This is a genomic window from Ensifer sp. GW101-20A05 (assembly GCF_059424735.1).
On the sequence record NZ_JBWKZT010000006.1, the window covers coordinates 314,509 to 339,884 of the forward strand.

The 25,376-nt window shown below is 63.2% G+C and carries 20 protein-coding genes; 13 read left to right on the top strand and 7 right to left on the bottom strand.

Annotation, left to right across the window (positions count from 1 at the left end; translation table 11 throughout):
* Positions 1 to 18: 18 nt before the first annotated feature.
* The 4 genes from AC070A_RS17955 to AC070A_RS17970 all read right to left on the bottom strand — a co-directional run bounded on the left by AC070A_RS17955 (position 19) and on the right by AC070A_RS17970 (position 5,358).
* The gene (locus tag AC070A_RS17955) at positions 19 to 1,056 is read right to left on the bottom strand and encodes a LacI family DNA-binding transcriptional regulator (protein WP_093233570.1); all 1,038 of its coding nucleotides are present in this window, start codon (positions 1,054 to 1,056) and stop codon (positions 19 to 21) included.
* A gap of 165 nt (positions 1,057 to 1,221) precedes the next feature.
* Positions 1,222 to 2,295, bottom strand: coding sequence for a metallophosphoesterase (locus AC070A_RS17960; RefSeq protein ID WP_255571304.1), 1,074 nt, complete (start codon positions 2,293 to 2,295; stop codon positions 1,222 to 1,224).
* Positions 2,296 to 2,504: 209 nt separating this feature from the next.
* The gene (locus AC070A_RS17965) at positions 2,505 to 4,094 is read right to left on the bottom strand and encodes a DHA2 family efflux MFS transporter permease subunit (protein ID WP_112995941.1); all 1,590 of its coding nucleotides are present in this window, start codon (positions 4,092 to 4,094) and stop codon (positions 2,505 to 2,507) included.
* A gap of 55 nt (positions 4,095 to 4,149) precedes the next feature.
* Entirely contained in the window at positions 4,150 to 5,358 is a 1,209-nt protein-coding gene (locus tag AC070A_RS17970) for an HlyD family secretion protein (protein WP_112995942.1), read from the bottom strand.
* Between the two features lie 187 nt (positions 5,359 to 5,545).
* Between AC070A_RS17970 and AC070A_RS17975 the strand changes: the two genes are divergently transcribed.
* From AC070A_RS17975 to AC070A_RS17985, 3 genes are all read left to right on the top strand, one after another.
* Positions 5,546 to 6,214, top strand: a complete 669-nt coding sequence (locus tag AC070A_RS17975; protein ID WP_373419944.1) for a TetR/AcrR family transcriptional regulator — start codon at positions 5,546 to 5,548, stop codon at positions 6,212 to 6,214.
* Between the two features lie 111 nt (positions 6,215 to 6,325).
* Positions 6,326 to 7,165 carry an AraC family transcriptional regulator gene (locus tag AC070A_RS17980; RefSeq protein WP_058325329.1) on the top strand — a complete coding sequence of 280 codons (840 nt, stop codon included), beginning with the start codon at positions 6,326 to 6,328 and terminating at the stop codon, positions 7,163 to 7,165.
* 112 nt (positions 7,166 to 7,277) lie between these two features.
* On the top strand, positions 7,278 to 8,027 hold the full coding sequence (locus AC070A_RS17985) for a TerC family protein (RefSeq protein WP_110880638.1): 750 nt from the start codon (positions 7,278 to 7,280) through the stop codon (positions 8,025 to 8,027).
* Between the two features lie 238 nt (positions 8,028 to 8,265).
* On the opposite strand, the gene AC070A_RS17990 is transcribed toward AC070A_RS17985, so the two are convergent.
* Entirely contained in the window at positions 8,266 to 8,646 is a 381-nt protein-coding gene (locus tag AC070A_RS17990) for a VOC family protein (protein WP_112995943.1), read from the bottom strand.
* A 224-nt stretch (positions 8,647 to 8,870) separates the two neighbouring features.
* Positions 8,871 to 9,218: an ArsR/SmtB family transcription factor gene (locus AC070A_RS17995; RefSeq protein ID WP_057254541.1), complete on the bottom strand. Its 348-nt coding sequence runs from the start codon at positions 9,216 to 9,218 to the stop codon at positions 8,871 to 8,873.
* Positions 9,219 to 9,477: 259 nt separating this feature from the next.
* Between AC070A_RS17995 and gltX the strand changes: the two genes are divergently transcribed.
* The gene (gene gltX / locus AC070A_RS18000; RefSeq protein ID WP_065375436.1) at positions 9,478 to 10,935 is read left to right on the top strand and encodes a glutamate--tRNA ligase; all 1,458 of its coding nucleotides are present in this window, start codon (positions 9,478 to 9,480) and stop codon (positions 10,933 to 10,935) included.
* Positions 10,936 to 10,945: 10 nt separating this feature from the next.
* Positions 10,946 to 12,442: a lysine--tRNA ligase gene (gene lysS / locus AC070A_RS18005; RefSeq protein ID WP_110880641.1), complete on the top strand. Its 1,497-nt coding sequence runs from the start codon at positions 10,946 to 10,948 to the stop codon at positions 12,440 to 12,442.
* A gap of 97 nt (positions 12,443 to 12,539) precedes the next feature.
* Here the strand turns inward: lysS and AC070A_RS18010 are convergent, their stop codons facing one another.
* Positions 12,540 to 13,199 (bottom strand): hypothetical protein, encoded by a 660-nt coding sequence (locus AC070A_RS18010; RefSeq protein ID WP_112995981.1) that lies wholly within the window; start codon positions 13,197 to 13,199, stop codon positions 12,540 to 12,542.
* A gap of 262 nt (positions 13,200 to 13,461) precedes the next feature.
* On the opposite strand from AC070A_RS18010, the gene AC070A_RS18015 reads away from it, so the two are divergent.
* The 8 genes from AC070A_RS18015 to AC070A_RS18050 all read left to right on the top strand — a co-directional run bounded on the left by AC070A_RS18015 (position 13,462) and on the right by AC070A_RS18050 (position 25,374).
* Entirely contained in the window at positions 13,462 to 14,415 is a 954-nt protein-coding gene (locus tag AC070A_RS18015; RefSeq protein ID WP_112995944.1) for a nucleoside hydrolase, read from the top strand.
* 88 nt (positions 14,416 to 14,503) lie between these two features.
* Positions 14,504 to 15,514, top strand: a complete 1,011-nt coding sequence (locus tag AC070A_RS18020) for a ligase-associated DNA damage response exonuclease (RefSeq protein WP_112995983.1) — start codon at positions 14,504 to 14,506, stop codon at positions 15,512 to 15,514.
* 3 nt (positions 15,515 to 15,517) lie between these two features.
* Entirely contained in the window at positions 15,518 to 17,137 is a 1,620-nt protein-coding gene (locus AC070A_RS18025; protein ID WP_112995945.1) for a cisplatin damage response ATP-dependent DNA ligase, read from the top strand.
* A gap of 83 nt (positions 17,138 to 17,220) precedes the next feature.
* Positions 17,221 to 17,406 (top strand): DUF3008 family protein, encoded by a 186-nt coding sequence (locus tag AC070A_RS18030; RefSeq protein ID WP_112995946.1) that lies wholly within the window; start codon positions 17,221 to 17,223, stop codon positions 17,404 to 17,406.
* A gap of 135 nt (positions 17,407 to 17,541) precedes the next feature.
* Positions 17,542 to 20,181, top strand: a complete 2,640-nt coding sequence (locus AC070A_RS18035) for a bifunctional diguanylate cyclase/phosphodiesterase (protein ID WP_112995947.1) — start codon at positions 17,542 to 17,544, stop codon at positions 20,179 to 20,181.
* Positions 20,182 to 20,511: 330 nt separating this feature from the next.
* Positions 20,512 to 23,418 (top strand): monovalent cation/H+ antiporter subunit A, encoded by a 2,907-nt coding sequence (locus AC070A_RS18040; protein ID WP_162728101.1) that lies wholly within the window; start codon positions 20,512 to 20,514, stop codon positions 23,416 to 23,418.
* Positions 23,418 to 23,765, top strand: coding sequence for a Na+/H+ antiporter subunit C (locus tag AC070A_RS18045; protein WP_057254533.1), 348 nt, complete (start codon positions 23,418 to 23,420; stop codon positions 23,763 to 23,765). Before AC070A_RS18040 ends, AC070A_RS18045 begins: the two co-directional genes overlap by 1 nt.
* Positions 23,758 to 25,374 carry a monovalent cation/H+ antiporter subunit D gene (locus AC070A_RS18050; RefSeq protein WP_112995948.1) on the top strand — a complete coding sequence of 539 codons (1,617 nt, stop codon included), beginning with the start codon at positions 23,758 to 23,760 and terminating at the stop codon, positions 25,372 to 25,374. The genes AC070A_RS18045 and AC070A_RS18050 overlap by 8 nt, the downstream gene beginning before the upstream one ends.
* Positions 25,375 to 25,376 lie beyond the last annotated feature (2 nt).

Genomic DNA, 25,376 nt, shown 5'->3' on the forward strand with positions numbered 1-25,376 from the left:
CCGCGCAGTTCCAAATCGTTACGCCGGCTCGACCGGCAGGTTATCCCTAAGGAAAATCTCGATGCGGATGCGCTCCTGCGCCCCGATCACCGCGAGTCCATCCGCACGGGCCTTCAGCACGCGGATGGCGCTGCGCACCTCATGCCCGGCATCCTGATTGAGGAGCGCGTCCAAGGTGCCGGAGGCGAGTGCCGCGCGGCTATGCGGTGTCAGCTCGTGCGCGATGGCGCAAATATCAGCCTGACGCCCGGCCTTTTCGAGTGCTGCGATCAGGCCGCGATTGCCGGCGCCGAGACTGTAGATGCCGGCGAGGTCCGCATGATCGGCGACAAGTCCCGACACAAGGTTCTCGACTTCGGTGGGATCGTCATGCCCCTCGACGACGGGCAGAAGCCGGCGGCCCGGGGCGCTTTCGGCCATCGCCGCGCTGAAACCTTCGAGGCGATCACGATGGTCGCGCACCAGCATCGAGCCGGCGACGATCGCGACCGGTCCTTCGCGACCGCTGAGGAAACGCCCCATCAAGGTGCCTGCGGTCCGGCCGGCGGCGATGTTGTCGACGCCGGCAAAGTGATCACGCGACGATCCCGGCAGATCGGAAACCAGCGTCACGACGGCAATACCGTCTTCACGCAGCCGATCGACAGCCGCAACGACCTCGGGCGCATCGATCGCAACCACGGCGACACCGGCAGGGGCGAGTGCCCGCGCCTTTTCCAGCGCCGCAGCCAGGGCCGCCTTATCGAAGGCCGGGACGGAGAGCACGGTGATCGCGGTGCGCTCGACCGCAGACCGCACTTTCGCCGCCTCCACCTCGACCGCAAGGCCGCGCATGAAGGTGTTGTCGCCCTCGGGCAGGATGAAGATCAGCGGGTAGATGCGGCTCTTGGCGAGATTGGCGGCGGCGACGTCACGCACATAGCCGAGCGTCGTTATGGCGCGCTCGACCTTGTCGCGGGTGACACCGCGCACGCCGGGACGATTGTTCAAAACCCGGTCGACGGTGGCGAGACTGACCCCGGCTTTAGCAGCGATATCGTGAACTGTCGGACGCATGTTTTCCTCCGGGTTCTGCCTTTAGAGGAATTTCTGATGTACGTAAATCAGAAATCTTCAAAACGGCGAAAACAGGCGTCCGTGCGCCGGCGGAAGGACGGCACGCTGTCACTTTAAACGATTGATTCCGAATGGTTTAACGAGTGTTGTGAAACTTGCCGGATACTAGCCGAGCCGCTTGCTGAAAGCCGCAGTAAACGTGACCTCTCCGTGCGCGGAACCCGCCTCGGCCAACACTACATCCATGAAACCGTCCGTGACACGCACGACCGCAAAGCCGCCCATATAGGCAGCCTTCGGCTTAATGAGGTCGAGCCCGCTCTGCCGGTAGATCATTGCGGTTTCGTGCTGGTGTCCGTGGAACAGGCCGATGACGTTGTAGCCCTTGAGCGAGTCGAGCAGCGCCTGGCGCTGATCGACACTCCACCAATGCGGCGCGCCATCGCCTTCATCATCGAAGGTCTTGGCCTTCACATCCCAGACCTCGGTCGAAAACGCGTCCCAGCCATAGTGCTGGAACAGTATGACGGGCCGGCCATCGCCGGCATAGGCAGCCAGATCCTGTTTCAGCCAGGGCAGCGCATTCACCGCGCCCTTCGTCTCATCGCCGCCGAAGCGCTGCAGCTGCACAAGGTGCAACCCGCCCCAATCCCAGGAGTAGCAGTCCGAAAGCGGGTCGTAGTTGGTCACCGGCACCGGCGGCTTGTAGAAGACCGTCTGGCGATGATTGAGCTCGACATAATCGCGCAGCTCGCAGCGATACCAGTCGACATGCGGCGGCGGGCCGTCCTGGTCGAGGTCATGATTGCCGAGCCCGACGAATACGGGCATGTGGACGCGATCCGCCCCCGCCCCTTCCTGATAGCGACTGGAGAACTGCTGCAGCTGCCGCCCTTCGCGCGGCTGGCGCACCTGGCCGCCGCCGTCGTCGGTGATGTCGCCGCCAAGCACCAGGCCGAGTGGCTTGCCGATCTGCCGTCCGGCACTTGCGAGACCGCTCGGCTTGCCCGCGACCGTTTCCGGCCAGCGCATGGCATGCACGGCGTTGAGCGCCGCCACATGGCGCAGCAGGTTCGCGTCGGTCTTGCCTTCCGCCGCGCAGTTCGGCGCGAGCCCCTCGATCGAAACGAGGCAAGCATGAATGTCGTTGGAGAACAGGAACGTCGCATCGATGGCCGGTGCGGCAGCGCGACTGCGCGAGGCGGCAAGCCCCAGCCCGACGCCGGCAAGGCCCGTCATGAAAGACCGCCGTGAGATAGCCGTCGAAACCCGTTCCTTCATCCCGCCGCCCCTCGCCATCAGTCGACGGGAGTGTGCAGCAAGGCTCGGCTCGCGTAAACCGTGCGGACTTGTCTGAGGATGGAAACGAGGAAAGACGGGCGCTCGCCCGCCTACCTACCTCTCATGGGAAAGTATGATGGGCCGCCTCGACCCATCATCCTCTTGTCCTAGTGACCGCCGCCGCTGGGGCCGGCGCCCTGCGGCTTCTTGATCATCATCACACCGAAGATCAGCGACAGGAACAGCACCGTCAAAAGCACGAAGATATCGCCGAAGGACAGGATGACTGCCTGCTTCTGCGCCATGGCGGCAAGCTGCTTGACGGCGATCGTCGTGCCGTCGAGACCATGGGCGTTGAAGTTGGCGGCCATGTTGTTGAACCGCTCCATCGCCTCCGGGTTGCCCCACTGCACATGCTCGGCAAGACGCGCATAGTGGAAGTCCTGGCGCTGGGTCAGGATCGTATTGATGACCGCGAGCCCGACGGCACCGCCGAGGTTTCGGGTGAGGTTGAAAAGACCAGAAGCGCCACGCATACGCGCCGGCGACATGGTGCCGAGCGCAATGTTGTTGATCGGCACCATGCAGAGCATCAGCCCGACGCCGCGCAGAATCTGCGGAATGAACAGCTCGTAAAAGTCCCAGTCGGCGGTCAGATGGCCCATGATCCAGGTGCCTGCGGCAAAGCTGGTGAAGCCGATCGTCATCAGCACGCGCGGATCGAGCTTGCCCGAAAGGATGCCCGCGACCGGCGCCGTGAAGAACATCGCAAGGCCCGACACGAACATGGTCTCGCCGATCATCAGCGAATCGTAGCCGCGGATGCGACCGAGATAGAGCGGATAGAGATAGGTGAGGCCATAGAGGCCGATGCCCATCACGAAGGAGAACATCGAGCCGAAGGCGAAGTTGCGGTTGGCAAAGGCCCTGAGGTCGACGACCGGGAACTCCACCTTGAAGGCCCGATAGAAGAACACGATGGCGGCGATTGCCGAAGCGACTGCGCCCATCACGATGTGCTCGTCATTGAACCAGTCGTTGGTGTTGCCTTCTTCCAGCACGTACTCCAGCGCGCCGAGGAAAATCGCCATCGAGGCCAGGCCCCACCAGTCGAACTTCTTGAACAGGCCGAGCTCCGGCTTGTCGAAATCGATGAAGGTCCAGGTGAGCGTGGCGACGATGATGCCAGGGATGACGTTGACCAGAAACAGCCAGTGCCAGGAAAAGGCGTGGCTGAGATAGCCGCCGACCGTCGGCCCGATCGTCGGCGCCAGCGTCGCGATCAGGCCGATGATCGGCGAGACGATGTTGCGCTTGGACGGCGGGAAGATGGTGAAGGCCGCCGCAAACACCGATGGGATCATGCCGCCGCCGATGAAGCCCTGGATGGCGCGATAGACAATCATCTGGTCGATGTTCGTCGCCGTTGCCGCAAGCGCGCTCGCCGCGGTGAAGCCGGCGGCCGAAACCGAGAACAGCACGCGCGTCGAGACGATGCGCGCCAGCGTTCCCGACAGCGGGATCATGATGACTTCGGCGATGAGATAGGAGGTCTGCACCCAGCCGATCTCGTCCGAGCCGGCCGACAGGCCCGCCTGGATTTCGGCCAGCGAGGCCGAGACGATCTGGATGTCGAGGATGGCCATGAACATGCCGACGACCATGGCGAAGAAGGCGATCAGCCTCTTCGGATCCATATGTTCCTCGACCTTCGGTGCGGCGGCCGCCACCGAACCTGCTGTTGCCGTTGCGGCCATCTCAGCCACTCCTTGCAAGGGCGCGCCCTCAAGGCGCGCCGGCGTTTGGGCCTGATTACTTGGTGGCGGCGACCTTGGTCTGATCCGGCGCCGTGCGCGTGTCGACGTCGACGACGACACTCAGGCCGGCACGCAGGTGTCCTTCGGCCAGCACGTCGGCCGGGAGCGTGATGCGCACCGGCACGCGCTGGATCACCTTGGTGAAGTTGCCGGTGGCGTTTTCGGCCGGCAGCAACGAGAAGACCGAACCGGAGGCTGGCGAAATCGAGGCAACGGTGCCTTCGATCGCGTGATCCTCATAGGCATCGACATGGACCTTGACCTTGGAGCCCGGCACCAGATGCGCGATCTGGGTCTCCTTGAAATTGGCGTCGATGTAGAGCTGGTCGACCGGAACGAGGGCAGCGAGCCGCTGGCCGGCGGAAACGAGGTCGCCAACCTGAACCGCCACGTTGCCGACGATGCCGTCATAGGGCGCCTTCAAGACGGTGAAGCCGAGGTCGCGATTGGCCTTGTCGCGCACAAGCTCGAGAGAGCGGATCTCGCTTTCGGCTTCGGTGCGCTGGGCTTCGAGAACCGTGATGCTCGCATTGGCAGCCGCGATATTGGCATCGGCGCCGGAGAGGTTCGCCCGCGCCTGGTCGAGCGCCACATCGGCGTTGTCAAGCGAAGCGACGGTGCCAACGGCCTTGGACTGGAGGTCGCTTGCGCGCTTCTGCGCAAGCTCGGCGCCGCGCACCGTCGCTTCGAGAGCCTTCTTCTGCGCTTCGGTCTGGGCCAGGCTCGCCTTGGCACCGGCAATCTGCGCATCGAAACGGCTGAGTGCAAGTTTCTGGGTGGCAATCTTTGCTTCGGCCTGCTCGGCAGCGATACGATAATCGCCATCGTCGAGGGTAACGAGAGGATCGCCGGCCTTCACCTTCTGGTTGGCGACGGCATCGACCTTGGCGACGTATCCGGAAACCTTGGGCGAGATCGTCGCAATGTCGCCTTCGATATAGGCGTCATCCGTGGAGACCATGAAGCGGCCATTGGTCCACCAGTCGTAGCCGAACCACGCGCCGGCGACGAGAAGCGCCAGACCGAGCACGGGAACGATGGGCTTGCGCGCCTTCTTCGGCGGCTGCGCCGCTTCTGCAGGAGCCTGGACAGCGGCCTGCTCCGCAGCAGGCGCCTTTGCCTCAAGCGCGGTTTCCTGCTGCACTTCAAAATTCTCGTCGACGGGGCGGACGCGAGCAGCGCTGGATGTGTTGGATGCGGACATTGGGCACCGGCCTGGTTAAAGATTGCTGAACGAACTGAACCGTTCGGTTCGATCGAGCTTGACATAGGCCCTTTCTGGTCGCATATCAAGAGGAAATCGAACCACGCGGTTCGATGACTGAAATTTAATGCAAGCAGGACGGAAACAAGCGACCACCATGAGCACGGTGAAGACCGGAACCCAGGACATGATCCAGCCGAATGTCGGCCAGGACGAAGATCTCTTTTCGATGGGCGGCCGCCACGCCGCCGGCGAGGACCCCGCCAAGCGCGAGCAGATCCTCGAAGGTGCCCGGCGCGCCTTTCTGAGCCAGGGTTTCGACGCTGCCAGCATGAACGACATCACCCGCGAGGCCGGCGTCTCCAAGGGTACGCTCTACGTCTATTTCGAGAACAAGGAAGACCTGTTCAAGGCTCTGATCATCAAGGGCAAGACCCGGGTGGTCCAGACCGCCAAGCACGCGCTCAACGATCACGACGACGTCGAGGAATCGCTCTACGATTTCGGCGTGACGCTGACGACCAGCATGACGGCCGAAGAAACGATCCGCTCCATGCGCATGGTGATCGGCGTGATCGATCGCATGCCGCATCTGGCCGAGCGCTTCTTCAGCGAGGCGCCGGAAAACGGTTATACCGTGCTCAAGGCCTATCTCGACCGGCAGGTTCCTGCCGGTACTCTGGATATCGACAACACCGAGATGGCCGCCCGCCAGTTCATCGAAATGGCGCAGGCCGGGCTCTTCAAGCACCGCCTGTTCGGCGGCATGTGCACCGCACCGCCGAAGGAACAGATCGAGGCGACGGTGACCGCCGCCGTCCGCGTCTTCATGTCCGCCTACGGACCGAAGAAATAGGACGGCTGGCGCCGAACTCTTCCGACCCCTCCGGCGTTACAATCCAGCAATTGCGATCAAGCGCGCCTTCCGGCAAGACCCTATCACCAGGGCGCTGCCAAAGGAGTGATGATGAGTGCCATCGGACGCGCGGTCTGGTTCATCGAGAGCCATTTCGCAAGGGACATATCGCTGGATGAGATCGCCGGGGCCGCTGGCCTCTCGCGCTTCCATCTCTCGCGCGTTTTCGGGCTGGTCACGGGCCGTTCGATCAGCGCCTATATTCGCGGCCGGCGCCTCAGCGATGCCGCTTACGCCCTGGCCGATGGTTCCCTCAGCATTCTTTCGGTAGCCCTCGAAGCGGGCTACAACTCGCACGAGGCTTTCACCCGCGCCTTTCGCGACCAGTTCGGCGTGACGCCCGAGACGGTGCGCAAGCAAAGGCACGTTCGAAACATCGAACTGATGGAGCCTTTAAGAATGGACGATACCCGCCTTCTCAAGATCGACCCGCCGCGCTTCGAAGACAGCCCGCCCCTGCTTCTGGCGGGCCTAGCGGAAACCTATGCCTACAGCCGCACCGAGGGCATCCCTTCGCTCTGGCAGCGGTTCAACCGCCACTTCGGCAACATAGCCGGCCAGAAGGGCGACATCGCCTACGGCGTCTGCACCCAAAGCAATGGCGAGGCCGGAACCTTCCGCTACATGGCAGCCGCAGAAGTCAGCGAAACCGACGACCTGCCGGAGGGCTTTTCGACGCTGAAGCTGCCGAAGCAGCGTTATGCCGTCTTCCTGCACCGCGGCCACATCTCCGCGATCGCCAAGACCGCGGACCATGTCTTCGGCACCTGGTTGCCCGAGTCCGGACTTCAGCACGGCGAAACGCCTGATCTCATCGAACGCTACGACGAGCGCTTCGACCCACATTCGGGCATGGGCGTCGTCGAACTGTGGATTCCGATCAGATCGTAAACGGTAAAGCGCCGCCGCAAATAGCGGCGGCGCTTGTCACCTTCGCGATGTTTCTTAAATACTTTCGGCGATTCTTGCGCGACGACGCGCCACCCACAAAGGAAGATCGCCGATGCAGGATATCCTGTTGCTTGCCCAAGACCCCGCCGCCTGGGTCGCCCTCGTCACGCTTGTGGTCATGGAGGTGGTTCTCGGCATCGACAACCTGATCTTCATCTCGATCCTCACCAACAAGCTACCACTGGAGCATCGCGAAAGGGCCCGCCGCATCGGCATCGGCCTCGCCCTCGTCATGCGCCTTGCCCTGCTCGGCACCGTTGCCTGGATCGTCAAGCTGACGACGCCGGTGTTCGAGGCCTTCGGCCACGGCTTCTCCTGGAAGGACATGATCCTGATTGCCGGTGGCCTGTTCCTCGTCTGGAAGGCGACCAAGGAAATCCACCACAATGTCGATCCGGCCGATCATGGCGAGGACTTCATCGCGTCTTCGGCGATCAACAGCTTCGGCGCTGCGATCGCTCAGATCCTGTTGCTCGACCTTGTCTTCTCCGTCGACAGCATCATCACCGCCGTTGGCATGACGCCGCACCTGCCGATCATGGTCATCGCCGTGATTGCCGCCGTGACCGTTATGCTCGTCGCCGCCAATCCGCTCGCCAACTTCATCGAGAAGAACCCGACGATCGTCATGCTGGCGCTCGCCTTCCTCTTGATGATCGGCACGACGCTGATTGCCGAAGGCATGGGCCTGCATGTGCCGAAGGGTTACATCTACGCCGCCATGGCTTTCTCGGCCCTTGTCGAAATCCTCAACATGGTCGCGCGCAATGCGCGGCTCCGGAAGGCTGGCAAACTCAACTGACGAGCTGCCCCCACGACGGCCTCATCACGAAAAGGCCCGCATCGCCGATGCGGGCCTTCTTGTTTGCGGGAGTTCACGAAGGCGCGAAGCCGAACCGACCGGCCGTCAACCGCGAGCCTTCAGCGAAAAGCAGGAACGCTCCTCCTCTTTCGCTGAGCCATGCCGGTAGCCCGGCTCCACGCCTTCTGGTTGGACAACGCCTCTCCCGAGGAAACGTTCCGCTGACCTCCGGTCCGGTTCAGACGTCTGCGCGATGACCGACTTCGACCAGAATGTTGCCGGGAATGACCACATAGAAGACGTAGGCGCCGTGCCGGTCCTCCGGTGCGATCACCTCGACGCCGGATCCACGCACCCGCCGGTAGGCGTCGTCGACCTCGGCCCGCGCCGGCAGCAGGAAGCCGATGTGGTAGGTCTGGGCACCGAGGTTCACCTGGTCGCCGCCGCCAAGCGCCGTGATCGGCGGGCTGACGACGAGCACGAGGCCGAAACTATCCGTCAAGCGATAGAACGCGTCCTTGCCGCGCTTTTCGACCAGCGTCAGGCCGAAATGGTCGATGAGGAAGGAAGCCGTTTCGGCAACGACGGGGCTATAGAGGTCGATATGATTCAGTCGCATGTTCACAGTCTCCGTGTTCGAGAAACGCGGCGGACTGCGTCGATATGCATACCCCGCCGCGGACCGATGCGATTGCATCGGAACCACGTCGTGGGTTCGAACGGGACGTTCGAGCAGAGCTTCGTTAGAAAACCGAAGGGACCGGGCTTACCATATCCGGTCCTGCCTTTTTCGACGCGTCCTGCTTACAGCAGAACGGCCGGACACGGAAGATGGAATGACGATCAGTTCTTTCCGGCGTCCGGATCGATGTGCTGGAGTTCCTGCAAATAGGTGTCGAGACGATCGAACTTCTGCTCCCAGAAGCGGCGGTAACTGTCGAGCCAGCTGTTGACGTCCTTCAGCGGCGCGGCCTCGAGCCGGCACGGGCGCCATTGCGCTTCGCGGCCGCGGCTGATCAGCCCGGCGCGCTCGAGAACCTTGAGATGCTTGGACACTGCCGGCAGGCTCATTGCGAAGGGCTCCGCCAGTTCGCCGACCGAGGCCTCTCCGAGGGCGAGACGGGCAAGGATCGCCCTTCGCGTTGGGTCGGCCAGGGCGGAGAGCGTCGTCGACAAGCGATCTTCCGGCATTTTCTAAAAAACCTTTCAGTTAAATAACCTTTCGGTTCATTATCGTCCAGGGCCGGCAGTGTCAACAAAAACCGACGTGGTCCACTTTCCGTTGACATGATCGGTGTTCTATGGTCTCACGCGAGCCGACTGGAATAGCCTGCCGATACCGCTGTTGCGGCACCCTTGCGGGCCTTTCCTTCCCATAAAATGCGCGCCCCGGCGGTCGGATTTCTTTTCCGGCAAGGGGCGAAAAGCACGTCAGACGGGCAAAAAGACCATGGCAAATTCAGCAGTCCGGGTACGCATCGCACCCTCCCCCACCGGCGAGCCGCATGTCGGCACGGCCTATATCGCTCTGTTCAACTACCTCTTTGCGAAGAAGCACGGCGGCGAGTTCATCCTGCGCATCGAAGACACCGATGCGACCCGCTCGACGCCGGAGTTCGAACAGAAGGTGCTGGACGCGCTGAAATGGTGCGGGCTCGAATGGTCTGAAGGTCCTGATGTCGGTGGTCCCTATGGCCCCTATCGCCAGAGCGACCGCAAGGACATGTATCGCCCTTACGTCGAGAAGATCGTCGAGAACGGTCACGGCTTCCGCTGCTTCTGCACGCCCGAGCGGCTCGAGCAGATGCGCGAGAGCCAGCGCGCCGCCGGCAAGCCGTCGAAGTATGACGGCCTTTGCCTCAACCTTACGGCCGAAGAAGTGACGTCGCGCGTTGCCGCCGGCGAGCCGCATGTCGTGCGCATGAAGATCCCGACCGAGGGCTCGTGCAAGTTTAACGACGGCGTCTATGGCGATGTCGAAATCCCGTGGGATGCCGTTGACATGCAGGTGCTCTTGAAGGCCGACGGCATGCCGACCTACCACATGGCAAACGTCGTCGACGACCATCTGATGAAGATCACCCACGTCGCCCGCGGCGAGGAGTGGCTGGCTTCCGTGCCGAAGCACATCCTGATCTACCAGTATCTCGGCCTCGAGCCGCCGAAGTTCATGCACCTGTCGCTGATGCGCAATGCCGACAAGTCGAAGCTGTCGAAGCGCAAGAACCCGACGTCGATCTCCTACTACACAGCCCTCGGCTATCTGCCGGAAGCGCTGATGAACTTCCTCGGCCTGTTCTTCATCCAGATCGCCGAAGGCGAGGAACTGCTGACGATCGATGAGCTCGCGGCAAAGTTCGATCCGGAAAACCTGTCCAAGGCCGGCGCGATCTTCGACATCCAGAAGCTCGACTGGCTGAACGCGCGCTGGATCCGCGAGAAGCTCTCGGAAGACGAGTTCGCTGCCCGTGTGCTTGCCTGGGCGATGGAAAACGACCGCCTGAAGCAGGGCCTGAAGCTCAGCCAGTCGCGCATCTCGAAGCTCGGCGAACTGCCGGATCTCGCAAGCTTCCTGTTCAAGTCCGATCTCGGCTTGCAGCCGGCCGCCTTCGCCGGCGTCAAGTCGACGCCCGAAGAACTGCTCGAGGTCCTCAACACCGTTCAGCCGGATCTCGAAAAGATCCTCGAATGGAACAAGGAGTCGATCGAAGCGGAACTGCGTGCGGTCGCCGAGCGCATGGGCAAGAAGCTGAAGGTCATCGTGGCGCCGCTCTTTGTGGCGGTTTCCGGCTCTCAGCGCTCGTTGCCGCTGTTCGACAGCATGGAAATCCTGGGCCGCGCCGTGGTACGCCAGCGCCTGAAGGTTGCCGCCCAGGTGGTCGCCTCCATGGTCGGCAGCGGAAAGTAAGGAGAGCACGATGAACGACAAGACCGAGACCACTGGCCTCTCCTCCGACGCAACTGAAGTCCGCGCACAGAAGCTGAAGCTGCTGCGCGAACAGATCGGCGACGTCTATCCGGCGCATTTCCACCGGACGATGAGCAATGCCGAACTCACCGCGAAATACGAAGGCCTGGAACCGGACACCGAGACGCAGGACGTCGTCACCGTTGCCGGCCGCGTCTATTCCTCGCGCAACTCGGGCATGTTCATGGACATCCATGACGCCTCCGGCAAGATCCAGATCTTCAGCCACAAGGACGTGACGAGCGAAGAGGCCCGTGGCCTGCTGCCGATGATCGACATCGGCGACATCATCGGCGTCACCGGCGTCGTGCGCCGTACCAAGCGCGGCGAGCTGACGATCAACGCCCAGGCGATCACCATGCTGACGAAGTCGCTGCTGCCGATGCCCGAGAAGTGGCACGGCCTCTCCGACATCGAAATTCGCTACCGCAAGCGTCACCTCGACATCATGACCAACGAGGAATCGAAGCTGCGCTTCCAGCAACGCAGCCGCATCGTTTCCGGCATCCGCCGCTTCATGGAAAACGACGGCTTCATGGAAGTCGAAACGCCGATGCTGCATTCGGTCTACGGCGGCGCCACCGCCGAGCCGTTCAAGACGCATCACAACACGCTGAAGCTCGACATGTTCCTGCGCATCGCGCCGGAACTGTACCTCAAGCGCACGCTGGTTTCGGGCCTCACCGACAAGGTCTTCGAGATCAACCGCAACTTCCGCAACGAAGGCGTCTCCACCCGGCACAATCCGGAATTCACCATGATGGAGTGCTACTGGGCCTATGCCGACTACGAGGACATCATGGACCTCGTCGAGCGGCTGTTCGCCGAGCTGGCGATGGCGATCCACGGCTCGACCGAATTTGCCTATGGCGACAAGGAAATCTCCTTCAAGGGTCCGTTCCGCCGCGTGCCGATGCCGGACGCCGTCAAGGAAGCGACAGGCATCGACTTCCTAGCGATGAAGACCGACGAAGAAGCCCGCACTGCTGCCAAGGCTGCCGGCTTCGAAGTCGAGAAGGACTGGACCTGGGGCGAGTGCCTCGCCTTCATCTTCGAAGAAAAGGTTGAAGGAACGCTGATCCAGCCGGCCCACGTCACGCATTTCCCGAAGGACATCTCGCCGTTTGCCAAGGAAGTGCCGGGCGAGCCGCGCCTCGTCGAACGTTTCGAGACCTATTGCAACGCCTGGGAACTCGGCAACGCCTTCTCGGAACTCAACGACCCGGAAGAGCAGCGCGCCCGCATGGTCGAGCAGCTCGAACAGGCGCATGCTCGCGGCGAAAAGGCCAAGCAGCTCGACGACGAGTTCCTCGATGCCATCGACCAGGGCATGCCGCCGGCCGGTGGCCTCGGCATCGGCGTCGACCGCCTGATCATGCTTCTGACCAATGCGCCGTCGATCCGCGACGTCATCCTCTTCCCGGCACGCCGCCAGAAGGCTGATTGATCAAGGTCGCATTGCCATGAACACGAAGGCCCGCCGCACCCGCGTCGGGCCTTTTTATTTTCTGATGATGATCCGACGTCTCGGACGCAGCGTGGTCTCAGTGACCGGCCGGCGCCTCGGCCGTCTCCTCCGGCTTGGCCTCGTGTTCGGCACCGCCCGCGTCGGCGGTCTTGGCTTCGGCCGGATCCGCGGACGGATCGATGCACGACGAGTGGTCGTCCATCGCTGCCATCATCGTGCGGATATCATCCATCGACAGATCGACCGTCTTGCCATGAAAGACGCCGGCAGAATTCGCCGTGCCGGCATTATAGGAAGCGCGGAACGTTTCGCTCATTCCAGGCACGCTCTGCGGGCCGGGAGCGAAAAGCACTTCCGCCCCGATTGCGGCTCCGCGAACCTGCGCCCGATCCTCCGGGCCGGCCGCGTCGAGCACGACGACCTGATAGAGATCGGCACTTTCAGCCTTCGCCAGCGCGCCGACCACACGCAGGGCCGTGCGCATGCGCGTTTCGCCATCGGCGCGATCGGTCTTGACGTGCATGCGGATCCAGCGCTGGCCGTTATGACTGAGCTTGAGGGTCCGCAGCATCGTGCATTCGAGACCCGAGGTATTCGGCTTGGAAAGCCCCGCCATCAGTGCGTCCCGGCTGACATAGACGGCGGCCCCGCCGGATGCGGCCGAAACGCCGAAGGCGGCCACGAGGATGACGAGCAGTCTCTTCGATGGCCGAAACTTGCCGAGGATAGCCTTCACGAGGGTGACTCCGCCGTCATATCCAGGAATTGCAGAAAAGCCCGAAAGGGCGCGCCTCAACATTAGGCGCGCCACCCTTTCGGAAAGTTTAAGCTGCTGCGAAGGAGACTGCCATGCCTGCCGGTGCAGCGATGTTCCCCCCGGAAACCGGCCAGGAAGGCGCTCAGTCTCGGCCCAGGCGCCCGCGAGGGAGATTGACTTTCACAGCCATCTTGCCTCCATTGCGGGCCGTCAAACACAAGAACAAGAAAAGAAGAATGCAATGCACAAAGTCATCTTTGATACGGACCCGGGCATCGACGATGCGATGGCGCTGCTTTTCCTGCATCGTCATCCGGCCATCGACCTGATCGGCATCACCACTGTCTTCGGCAATGCCTCGGTCGAAACCACCACCCGCAATGCGCTGTTCCTGAAGCAGCAATGGGGCATCGATGCACCGGTTGCCAAGGGCCTCGACAAGACCTTCAACCCCGACCGTCCGCATGTCGGCTGGCCGACCTTCATCCACGGCGACGACGGCCTCGGCAACATCGATGTCCCGGAGACTGTCGATCTGCCGATCGACCCGCGCCCGGCGCACCGCTTCATCATCGATACGGTCCGCGCCCATCCGGGCGAAGTGACGCTGATCGCCGTCGGCCGCATGACCAATCTGGCGCTGGCGCTGCGCGAGGATCCGGATTTTGCCGCACTCGTGCGCGAAGTCGTCATCATGGGCGGCGCCTTCGACGTCAACGGCAACATCACACCCGCTGCCGAAGCCAATATCCACGGCGACCCGGAAGCCGCTGACGTGGTGATGACGGCCGCGTGGCCGGTCACCGTCGTCGGCCTCGACGTCACCACCCAGACCGTGATGACCAAGGCGATGATCGCCGACATAGCCGAGCGCGGCGGCGAGGCCGGCAAGCTGCTTGCTGACATCTCGAAGTTCTACGTCACCTTCTACGAGCAGCATGTTCCCGATGGCATGGTCGTGCATGACAGCTGCGCCTGCGCCTATGTCGTGGCGCCCGATCTCTTCACCGTCAGAAGCGGATCGATCCGTGTCGTCTGCGGCGGCATTGCCGACGGCCAGACGATCCAGAGCCCCGACAACAGGCTCTTCCCGCCGAGCCCGTGGGACAATCTGCCAAGCCAGAAGGCCTGCATCGACATCGATGCGGCCCGCACGCTGAAGCTGATCAGCGACACGCTTGTCTTGAACGGCTGAACCCGATCGAGGCGCGACCGATGTTGTGCCTTGAAAAACTTGAACAAGATGGCTGGCGGACGCGCGTTCGCCGGCTATCTTTATGTCCATGAAACCGGACGCCCTGCTCTATCCCGCCCCCAAGGGTCTCTACTGCCAGATTGGCGATTTCTACATCGACCCGGTGCAGCCGGTCGAAAGGGCGCTCATTACCCATGGCCATTCCGACCATGCCCGCGCCGGCCACGGCCAGGTGCTCGCCACCCGCGAGACCCTCGACATCATGCGCATTCGCTACGGCGACGGCTTCTGCGGCACGAGCCAGGCGGTCGAACTCGGGGAAAGGCTGACGCTGAACGGTGTCGAGGTGGGCTTCCATCCCGCCGGCCACGTGCTCGGCTCGGCGCAGATCTCGGTGCGTGCCAACGGTATCCGCATCGTCGTCTCCGGCGACTACAAACGGCGGCGGGATCCGACCTGCACGGGTTTCGAACCGGTTGCCTGCGACGTGTTCATCACCGAGGCCACCTTCGGTCTGCCGGTCTTCCACCACCCGGACGACCGGGCCGAGACGCGCAAGCTGCTCACCTCGCTTACCCAGTTTCCCGAACGGACCCACGTGGTCGGCGCCTATGCGCTCGGCAAGGCTCAGCGCGTCCTCGCGCTCCTGCGCGAACAGGGCTATCACCAGCCGATTTTCATTCACGGCGCCCTGCAACGGCTGTGCGACTACTACCAGAGCCAGGGCATCGATCTCGGCGAACTCCGTCCGGCAACACTTTCCGCCGACGAAAAGCAGGATTTCAGAGGGACCATCGTGATCGGTCCGCCCGCCGCCTTCGCCGACCGCTGGTCGCGGCGCTTTGCCGACCCGATCGCCATCTTCGCCTCCGGCTGGATGCTGATCCGCCAAAGAGCGAAACAGCGCGGCGTCGAACTGCCGCTCGTCATCTCCGACCATTGCGATTGGGCCGAGCTCACGCAGACGATCACCGAGATCGCTCCCGGCGAAGTCTGGGTCACGCACGGCCGCGAAGAAGCACTGGTGCGCTGGTGCGAGCTGCAAGGCATCGCCGCCCGCCCGCTGCATCTCGTCGGCTACGACGACGAGGGAGAGTGACGGATGCACGCCTTTGCCGAGCTGCTCGACCGTCTCGTTCTGAGCCCGCAGCGCAACGCCAAGATCCGCCTGCTTGCCGATTACTTCCGGACCGCGCCGGATCCGAGCCGCGGCTACGCGCTCGCGGCGATCGCCGGTACGCTGTCGCTGAACACGGTCAAGCCGGCGATGATCCGGGACCTGCTCCTCGAACGCATGGACGCGGTGCTCTTCCAGTACTCCTACGACTATGTCGGCGACCTCGCCGAAACGGTGTCGCTCGTCTGGGAACCCCCGGTTGGTACGGTTCAATCGGACATCCCGCTGGGTGCCGCCATCGAGCGCCTGCAGATGACCGGGCGCGCCGACGTGCGCAGCGTCGTGCGCGACATGCTCGACCACCTGGACACCTCGGCGCGCTTCGCCTTCCTCAAACTGGTGACCGGAGGTCTGCGCATCGGTGTATCGGCGAAGCTCGCCAAGCAGGCGCTTGCCGACATGGGCGGCAAGGATGTCGCCGAGATTGAAACGCTCTGGCACGGCCTGTCGCCGCCCTATCTGCCGCTCTTCCGCTGGCTCTTGGGCGAGGCGGATAAGCCCGAGCTTTCGACGCCGGCGGTCTTCCACTCGGTCATGCTCGCCAATCCCGTCGCTGAGGGCGATCTCGACGCGCTCGACCCCAGGGATTTCGCGGCCGAATGGAAGTGGGATGGGATCCGCGTACAGCTTGCCAATATCGGCGGCGTCAAACGTCTTTACTCCCGCAGCGGCGACGAAATTTCCGGCGCCTTTCCCGATGTGCTGGAGGCCGCGGACTTCACCGGCGTCATCGACGGCGAACTGCTCGTCGGCGGCACGGCGCGCACCAATCGCGCAACCCGAAGCTTCGCCGACCTGCAACAGCGCCTGAACCGCAAGACTGTCAGCCACAAGCTCATCGAGGCCTACCCGGCCTTCATCCGCGCCTATGACATTCTCTTTTCAGGCGAGGAGGACGTTCGCCCGCAAGGCTTCGTCACACGACGGGCAATGCTTGCCGATCTTGTGGAAAGTGCTGCGCCACAACACTTCGACCTCTCGCCGCTGGTGCCGTTCTCCTCCTGGGACGAGCTCGACCGGCTGCGCGCCGACCCGCCCGATCCAGTCATCGAAGGCATCATGTTGAAACGGCTCGATTCGCCCTATACGCCCGGCCGTGTCAAAGGTCCCTGGTTCAAGTGGAAGCGTGCGCCCTTCAATATCGATGCGGTGCTGATGTATGCACAGCGCGGCCACGGCAAGCGCTCGAGCTACTATTCCGATTACACCTTCGGCGTCTGGACTGTCATCGACGGGAAGGAAACGCTCGTACCGGTCGGCAAGGCCTATTTCGGCTTCACCGACGCCGAGCTGGAGCTTCTCGACCGGTTCGTCAGGGACAACACGACCGACCGTTTCGGGCCCGTCCGTGCCGTCAGGGCCGAACCCGATTTCGGTTTCGTCGTCGAGGTGGCCTTCGAAGGCATCAACCGCTCGACCCGGCACAAATCCGGCGTGGCCATGCGCTTCCCCCGCATTGCCCGCCTGAGACAGGACAAGCTGCCACGCGATGCCGATCGCCTGGAGACGCTGCAAGCCATGATCGAGGCCCGGGAAGGCGCGTAGCATCGCGCTATTCATCCGAAAATCTCGGAACACCGGCGACAGCTGAGCGTTGGGAGGGGCTATCAACCGAAAGGCGGTGTTCCATGCCAGCCAAATCGAAGGCTCAGCAGAAGGCAGCCGGTGCGGCCCTGGTCGCGAAACGCGGAGAGACCAAGAAGTCCAGCCTCAAGGGCGCGTCCCGCGAGATGGAAAAATCCATGACGGAAGGCGAGCTCAAGGAACTCGCCGAGACCAAGCGCAAGAAGCTACCCGAGCGCAAGGGCGGTTGAGTGCGAAACCTCGAATAAAAGAGCTGGCTAAAACAAGAATTATTAAGACCCTTTTGGGATTATCCGGGTCGATACACAGCCATTCGCGTGCCGCCGGGGTGATTTGTGCCTGCCAGACATGCTTTCAACCTCGGAATGAAGAGGCTCTCCAGGGTTTTAACGCCAAGCTACCTTCCGGCGGTCATCGCGGCTTTCGTGGTCCTGGTGGCCGGCATCCTGGCGGACAATCAGAACCAGGTGGTAGCCGAGGCGCGGTTGCGCGCACGGGTAGCCGAAGAGCTCAATCCCATCCGCTCCAAGCTCGAAGCCAACGTCAACGGCAATATCCAGCTCGTGCGCGGCTTGATCGGCACGCTCGTCACCGAGCCGGGCATGGATCAGAAGCGCTTCGCCGCCCTTTCGCGCAGCATCTTTACCGAACGCTCGCAACTGCGCAGCATCGCTGCCGCGCCGAACCTCGTCGTCTCGCTCGTCTACCCGCTCAAAGGAAATGAGAAGGCGCTGGGGCTCGATTACCGCAAGAACGAGTTGCAGCGCGCTGCCGTCATGCGTGTCAAGGACACCAGGCAGATGGTGCTTGCCGGCCCGGTGGATCTCGTCCAGGGCGGACGTGGGCTGATCGGCCGCTTCCCGGTAATGATCGACGCCGGCGGCGGCAGCAATCGCTTCTGGGGCATCGTCTCCGCCATCATCGACATCGACCGCCTCTATCGTGACAGCGGCCTCCTTTCCGAACAGCCCGGCATAGATATCGCAATAGCCGGGCGCGACGGCACCGGCGCGGACGGGCAGGTCTTCTTTGGCGACCCCGCGATCTTCAAGCATTCGCCGGTCGGGATGACCGTGCTGTTGCCCGGCGGCTCCTGGCGCATTGCAGCCGTTCCCAGGGGCGGCTGGCCGACGACGGCCGGCAATGCCTGGTTCATCCGCGGATTGATCGTTCTCGGCGGCCTGATGATCATCCTGCCGATGGTGCTGACCGGTCGCCTGATGAGCGAGCGGCAGATGAACATCCGCGCGCTGAGGCACAGCAAGGCGCAGCTGCAGGAACTCTCCCATCGCCTCAAGATCGCGCTGGACTCGTCGCAGATCGGCATTTGGGAGCTGGATATTGCGAGCGGCAAGCTGCTTTGGGACGACCGGATGCGCGAACTCTACGGTCGCGCCGGCTCTACCCGCGAGACCTATGAGGACTGGAGGAGCGCCCTTTATTCCGACGATCTCCAGCGCGCCGAGGCCGAGTTCGTAGAAGCGCTCGAGACGGGCGACGCCTACAACTCGGACTTCCGCATCTGCCTCCCAGACGGCAGTTTGCGTCACATTCGCGCGATCGGCTCCGCCTATATCGGCGCCGATGGCATGCGGAAGGTCGTCGGGGTTAACTGGGACGTCACCGCCGACTTCGAGACCCGCGAAACCCTGTTCGAAGCCAAGCGCATGGCCGAGGCACACAGCGTCGAGCTCGAGGCGGCGCGCCATCGCATGGAATTCAATGCGCTGCACGATCCGCTGACCGGCCTGCCGAACCGCCGGTTCCTCGATCAGGTCCTGGCCGAGCGCAACAGGCATTTCGCACCGGAGGCCCGGCTCAGCATATTCCACATGGACCTCGACCGGTTCAAGCAGATCAACGATACGCTCGGCCACGCCGCCGGCGACGAGATCCTGCGCCATGCCGCCGAGCTGCTCCGGGGCAATGCGGATGCCAGGGACTTCGTCGCTCGCATCGGCGGCGATGAGTTCGTCATCGTTCGCCAGGATGGCGGGATGGAACCGGACGCCGCACTCGCATCCCGCATCATCGAGGCGATGAGCGTGCCCGTCCGCTACAAGGACCAGGAGTGCCGCATCGGCGTCAGCATCGGCATTGCTGCTCAGGCCAAGGCAACGGATGATCTGTCGCACGTGCTGGTCAATGCCGATATTGCGCTCTACGAAGCCAAGCGCCGCGGCCGCAACCGGCACGAGACCTTTACCGGTGAGCTGAAGACGGCCGTTTTCAAGACCAAGCAGACGGCCGACGAGATCCTTCGCGGGCTGGAGCACAACGAGTTCATCGCCCATTTCCAGCCGCAGTTCTGCCCGCGATCCCTCGACATAACAGGTGTCGAGGCACTGGCGCGCTGGGATCACCCGTCCAAGGGACTGCTCGGCCCGCATACCTTCCTGAAGACGGCGGAAGACATTAACGTGGTCGCGTCGATCGACCAGGCAATCCTGGAACAGGCGCTATTCCAGATCTACCGCTGGGAGGCGGGCGGCATCCATATTCCCAAGGTCTCGGTCAATCTGTCCTATGCACGTCTTCACGACGAAAACCTGATCGATCGCCTCGAACAATTGCAAATTCCGGCGGGCCGCCTGTCCTTCGAACTCCTGGAATCGATCTCCTTTGACGAGAGCGACGTGACCGTGCTTTCCAACATCCGCCGAATCAAGGAACTCGGCATCGACATCGAGATCGACGATTTCGGCACCGGCTATGCCTCGATCCTGAGCCTTCTGAAGCTGACCCCGCGGCGGCTGAAGATCGACCGCCAGCTCGTCCTGCCGATCCTCGACTCGCCCGCCGAAAAGCGCCTCGTCGAATCGATCATCGATATCGGCACGTCGCTCGGCATCGAAGTAATCGCCGAAGGCGTCGAGACGCTGGAACACGCCCATATCCTGAAGGAACTCGGCTGCCACGGGCTGCAGGGTTATGCCTTCGCGCGGCCGATGAACGCCAACGACCTCGCGACCTTCGCCTTCGAGCGCCGCTGGCTTGCGGCCTGAGAAGCACGCCGGCCTGCTGCAAAAAACACGGTGCGTGCATTTTTCGCACCGGTAAGGCTTGGCAGCTTTGCCGCGAATCGCCATAAAAACAATTGCCTGCCTCCACGATCTTGGGATCGGCGGCATCACCTGCGGCAGTCGCTGATGCGACCGCCCTTTCGGGCCTCTAGGGCGTCCCGCTTCAAGGGCAACCCACTGAAGCGGAAAAGATGCTCTAGATTCAACATCCTGGTGCGTCCCCTGTGCATTCTTTTGAAAGCACGGCGCTCTGGTGCCCGCTCTCCATGAAACCCGAACGAAGGGAACGGTACGATCGAATACGCGGGAAAATTGCTTTCTGTCTTCATTCTCGCCCCATTTGCGGGAAGCCTCCTTGCAATCTTCTTTCCGCCCGATCAACGCGGTGCGACAGCCTGGTTCGCAGGAACGATCGCGCTCCTGTGTTTCCTCGTCGCCGCCAGCCTCTATCCCTTCGTCACCTCGGGCGGCGTGCTGCGCTACGACATCGCTTGGCTCCCTGAACTCGGCCTCAATTTCACGCTCCGGATGGACGGCTTCGCCTGGCTCTTTACGGTGCTGGTGACGGCGATCGGCGTGCTCGTCGTGCTTTACGCCCGCTACTACATGGCCGCGGAAGACCCGGTGCCGCGCTTCCTGGCGCTGTTTCTTGCCTTCATGGGCTCGATGCTCGGCGTCGTGCTTTCAGGCAATCTCATCCTGCTTGCGGTCTTCTGGGAACTGACGAGCATCGTTTCGTTCCTCCTGATCGGCTACTGGCACCACAATGCCCATGCCCGCGACGGCGCCCGCATGGCGTTGACCGTGACCGGCACGGGCGGCCTCTGCATGCTCGTCGGCCTCCTGCTGATGGGCCGCATCGTCGGCAGCTACGACCTCGACGTCGTGCTGGCGTCGGGCGATCTGATCCGCAACTCGCCGCTCTATATGCCTGTCCTGATCCTGGTCCTGCTCGGCGCATTGACGAAAAGCGCGCAGTTCCCGTTCCACTTCTGGCTGCCGCACGCGATGTCGGCACCGACCCCGGTCTCCGCCTACCTGCACTCCGCAACCATGGTGAAGGCAGGCGTCTTCCTGCTCGTGCGTCTGTGGCCGGTGATGGCCGGTACCGAGGCCTGGTTCTGGATCGTCGGCCTTGCCGGGCTCTCCACCCTGCTGCTCGGCGCCTATTTCGCCATCTTCCAGCAGGACCTCAAAGGCCTGCTGGCCTATTCCACCATCAGCCATCTCGGCCTGATCACGGTGCTGTTGAGCCTCGGCAGCCCGCTTGCAGCGGTCGCCGCGGTCTTCCACATCGTCAACCACGCCACCTTCAAGGCGTCGCTGTTCATGGCGGCTGGCATCATCGACCACGAGACCGGAACGCGCGACATGCGCAAGCTCGGCGGGCTGATCCGCTACATGCCGGGAACGGCGGTGCTCGCCATGGTCGCGAGCGCTGCCATGGCTGGTGTTCCGCTTCTGAACGGTTTCATCTCGAAGGAAATGTTCTTCGCCGAGGCGATCGAGACACACCAGGCCAACATCCTCGACACGATGACGCCCTATATCGCGACGCTCGCCGGCATGTTCGCGGTCACCTATTCGCTGCGTTTCATCCATAGCGTCTTCTTCGGCAAGACGCCGGAGGATCTGCCAAAGGTGCCGCACGAGCCGCCGCGCTGGATGCGCGTGCCGATCGAATTCCTGGTGCTCGCCTGCCTGGTCGTCGGCATCATTCCGGCGATCACCATCGGTCCGTTCCTGCACACGGCGGTCGTATCGATCCTGGGCGCCAGCACGCCATACTACAGCCTCTCCGTCTGGCATGGCTGGAACCTGCCGCTAATCATGAGCTTCGTGGCGCTGGCGGGCGGCGTCGGCCTCTATTTCCTGATGCGCAATTATCTTGCGACCAGCATCGAGGGGCCGCCGATCTTCCGCCTGCTGCACGGCCAGCGCATCTTCGAGCGCGTGCTCGTGACGCTCTCCTGGAAATGGGCACGTTCGCTCGAACAACGGCTCGGCACCCGGCGGCTGCAGCCGCAGATGCGCTTCCTCGTCTTCATCGCCGTCGCCGCCGGTGCGCTGCCGCTGCTTCTAAGCAAATACGAGCTGCCGCCGCTTCTCGTTCGCAGCATCGATCCGGCCTTCGCGCTGCTTTGGGCGGTCGGCATCGCCTGCGCGATCGGCGCGGCGCTGCTGGCAAAATTCCACCGGCTCGCCGCACTCGTGCTGCTTGGCGGCGCCGGTCTCACCACCTGCCTGACCTTCGTCTGGCTTTCGGCGCCGGACCTTGCCGTGACTCAGCTGCTCGTCGAGATCGTCACGACGGTCCTCATCCTGCTCGGTCTTCGCTGGCTGCCGAAGCGTATCGAGGATACGCAGGAATCGGAGCTGCTGTCATTGCGGGTCCGCTTCCGCCGTCTGCGCGACTTCCTGCTGGCGATCGCCGCCGGCGGCGGCGTGGCGCTCATCGCCTATACGATGATGACCCGGCCCATGCCCGAGACGATCGCCAGCTACTTCCTTGAGCGCGCCTACAAGGAGGGCGGCGGCACCAACGTCGTCAACGTCATCCTCGTCGACTTCCGCGGCTTCGACACGCTCGGCGAAATCGCCGTTCTGGCGATCGTGGCGCTCACGGTCTTCGCTCTGCTCCTGCGCTTCCGCCCGCAGGCCGACAGCCTGGAGGCACCGGAACAGCAGCGCGTCCAGAACGCCTTCGACGACGACCACCCGGATCGCAACAAGGGCGACAGCGTCGCCGAGTATCTGTTCGTGCCTTCTGTGATCATGCGCTGGATGTTCCCGGTCATCGGCATGCTCGCCGCCTATCTGTTCCTGCGCGGCCATGACCTGCCGGGCGGTGGCTTTGCGGCCGGCATCGCCATGTCCATCGGCTTTATCCTGCAATACATGTCCGGCGGCACCCGCTGGGTCGAGGAACGGCTGCGCATCCATCCGCTGCGCTGGATGAGCATCGGTCTGCTGGTCGCCGCGACCACCGGCATCGGCTCCTGGCTCTTCGGTTATCCGTTCCTCACCTCGCATGCGCAATACGTCACGCTGCCGATCGTCGGGAAGTTCCCGCTCGCCAGCGCGCTGTTCTTCGATCTCGGCGTCTTCTCGCTGGTGCTCGGCGCAACGGTACTGATCCTCATCGCCCTTGCCCACCAGTCGATCCGTGCGCCGCGTGCCCATGCCCGCGCCACGCGGACCGGAAAGGAGGCCCGCTAATGGAGATCATCCTCTCTGTCGCGATCGGTGTGCTGACCGCATCGGGCGTCTACCTGCTGCTGCGTCCGCGGACCTATCAGGTGATCATCGGCCTCTCGCTGCTTTCCTATGCGGTCAACCTCTTCATCTTCGGCATGGGGCGCCTTCGCGTGAACGCGCCGCCGGTGCTGGAACCCGGCGGCGTCGGCGACCTCAGCCGCTATACCGATCCGGTGCCGCAGGCGCTCGTGCTGACCGCGATCGTCATCGGCTTCGCGATGACCGCGCTCTTCCTCGTCGTGCTGCTCGCCTCGCGCGGCTTCACGGGCACCGACCACGTCGACGGCCGGGAGCAGCGCCATGACTAACTGGGTGCACCACCTGCTGATTCTGCCGATCCTGCTGCCGCTGATGGTCGGTGCCGCGATGATCCCGATCGACGAGCGCAACCGTATGGTGAAGGGCGTGATGGGCTTCGTCTCGACGCTCGCGCTTTTCATCCTCTCGATGGTGCTGATGCGCATCGCCTCGATAGACGGCGCCCCCGCCGGCAGCGGCGTCTATCAACTCGGCAACTGGCCGGCGCCCTTCGGGATCGTGCTGGTGCTCGACCGCCTGTCGGCGCTGATGCTGTGCCTGACGAGCGGACTGGCGCTTGCCGCCCAGGCCTATTCGATCGCGCGCTGGCACACGGCCGGCCACCACTTCCATTCGCTGGTCCAGCTGCTGATCGCCGGTCTCAACGGCTCGTTCCTGACCGGCGACCTCTTCAACCTCTTCGTCTTCTTCGAGATGATGCTGGCGGCATCCTACGGCCTGCTGCTGCACGGCTCCGGGCCGCTCCGCGTCAAGGCGGGCCTGCATTACGTTGCTATCAACCTCGCTGCCTCATCGCTCTTCCTGATCGGCGTCAGCCTGATCTATGGCGCGACCGGCACGCTCAACATGGCCGATCTCTCGATGAAACTGGCGACGCTCTCGCCGGATGACCGCCAGATGGTTGAGGTCGGAGCGGGCGTGCTCGGTGTCGCCTTCCTGGTGAAGGCCGGCATGTGGCCGTTGAGCTTCTGGCTGCCGACAGCCTATTCGGCCGCGACACCGCCGGTCGCCGCCGTCTTCGCGATCCTGACCAAGGTCGGCATTTATGTCATCCTCAGGCTTTCGCTGTTGGTCTTCGGCGCCAGCGCCGGCGCCTCGGCGGGCTTCGGCCAACCGATCCTGCTTCTGGGTGGCCTGCTGACAATCGCCTTCGGCGCGATCGGCGTGCTGGCCTCCCAGGCCATGGGCCGTCTGGCCGCCTATTCGGTGCTGGTTTCTTCCGGCACCCTGCTCGCGGCAATCGGCCTCGGCCATCCGAGCATGATTGCCGGCGCGCTGTTCTATCTCGTCAGTTCGACACTGACGATCTCCGCCTTCTTCCTCTTGATCGAACTGGTCGAGCGTGGCCGCGACGCCGGCGCCGACGTTCTGGCGGTGACGATGGAAGCCTACGGCGATGCCGACGAGGACGAGGAGGAAGAAGTGGTCGGCGCCGCGATCCCCGGCACCATGGCGATCCTCGGCCTCTGCTTCTGCCTTTGCGCCCTGCTGCTTGCCGGCCTGCCGCCGCTTTCCGGCTTCGTCGCCAAATTCGCGATCCTCGGCGGTCTTTTCGGCCTGTCGGGAGCCGAAGCCGCTCCGGCGATTTCCGCAGCCGACTGGACCTATGTCACCCTCTTGATCGTCTCCGGTCTCGCGGCGATGATCGCCATGAACCGCGTCGGCATCCGCACCTTCTGGGCGTCGATTGAAAACACCGTGCCGCGGGTGGTCGTCATCGAGATCACACCCGTCGTCGTGTTGCTCGCCACCTGCATATACCTCAGCGTGCAGGCCGGCCCGACGATGCGCTACATGCAGGCGACGGCGGACTCGCTTCTGAACCCGGCAGGCTATGCAGAACGCGTACTCACCGCACCTCGGGCGGAAGGGCAATAGCC

Excerpts from the sequence above, each read along its gene's own strand:
- AC070A_RS17955 (WP_093233570.1), bottom strand. The coding sequence starts at position 1,056 with ATGCGTCCGACAGTTCACGATATCGCTGCTAAAGCCGGGGTCAGTCTC.
- AC070A_RS17960 (WP_255571304.1), bottom strand. The coding sequence starts at position 2,295 with ATGACGGGCCTTGCCGGCGTCGGGCTGGGGCTTGCCGCCTCGCGCAGT.
- AC070A_RS17965 (WP_112995941.1), bottom strand. The coding sequence starts at position 4,094 with ATGGCCGCAACGGCAACAGCAGGTTCGGTGGCGGCCGCCGCACCGAAG.
- AC070A_RS17970 (WP_112995942.1), bottom strand. The coding sequence starts at position 5,358 with ATGTCCGCATCCAACACATCCAGCGCTGCTCGCGTCCGCCCCGTCGAC.
- AC070A_RS17975 (WP_373419944.1), top strand. The coding sequence starts at position 5,546 with ATGATCCAGCCGAATGTCGGCCAGGACGAAGATCTCTTTTCGATGGGC.
- AC070A_RS17980 (WP_058325329.1), top strand. The coding sequence starts at position 6,326 with ATGAGTGCCATCGGACGCGCGGTCTGGTTCATCGAGAGCCATTTCGCA.
- AC070A_RS17985 (WP_110880638.1), top strand. The coding sequence starts at position 7,278 with ATGCAGGATATCCTGTTGCTTGCCCAAGACCCCGCCGCCTGGGTCGCC.
- AC070A_RS17990 (WP_112995943.1), bottom strand. The coding sequence starts at position 8,646 with ATGCGACTGAATCATATCGACCTCTATAGCCCCGTCGTTGCCGAAACG.
- AC070A_RS17995 (WP_057254541.1), bottom strand. The coding sequence starts at position 9,218 with ATGCCGGAAGATCGCTTGTCGACGACGCTCTCCGCCCTGGCCGACCCA.
- gltX (WP_065375436.1), top strand. The coding sequence starts at position 9,478 with ATGGCAAATTCAGCAGTCCGGGTACGCATCGCACCCTCCCCCACCGGC.
- lysS (WP_110880641.1), top strand. The coding sequence starts at position 10,946 with ATGAACGACAAGACCGAGACCACTGGCCTCTCCTCCGACGCAACTGAA.
- AC070A_RS18015 (WP_112995944.1), top strand. The coding sequence starts at position 13,462 with ATGCACAAAGTCATCTTTGATACGGACCCGGGCATCGACGATGCGATG.
- AC070A_RS18020 (WP_112995983.1), top strand. The coding sequence starts at position 14,504 with ATGAAACCGGACGCCCTGCTCTATCCCGCCCCCAAGGGTCTCTACTGC.
- AC070A_RS18025 (WP_112995945.1), top strand. The coding sequence starts at position 15,518 with ATGCACGCCTTTGCCGAGCTGCTCGACCGTCTCGTTCTGAGCCCGCAG.
- AC070A_RS18030 (WP_112995946.1), top strand. The coding sequence starts at position 17,221 with ATGCCAGCCAAATCGAAGGCTCAGCAGAAGGCAGCCGGTGCGGCCCTG.
- AC070A_RS18035 (WP_112995947.1), top strand. The coding sequence starts at position 17,542 with ATGAAGAGGCTCTCCAGGGTTTTAACGCCAAGCTACCTTCCGGCGGTC.
- AC070A_RS18045 (WP_057254533.1), top strand. The coding sequence starts at position 23,418 with ATGGAGATCATCCTCTCTGTCGCGATCGGTGTGCTGACCGCATCGGGC.
- AC070A_RS18050 (WP_112995948.1), top strand. The coding sequence starts at position 23,758 with ATGACTAACTGGGTGCACCACCTGCTGATTCTGCCGATCCTGCTGCCG.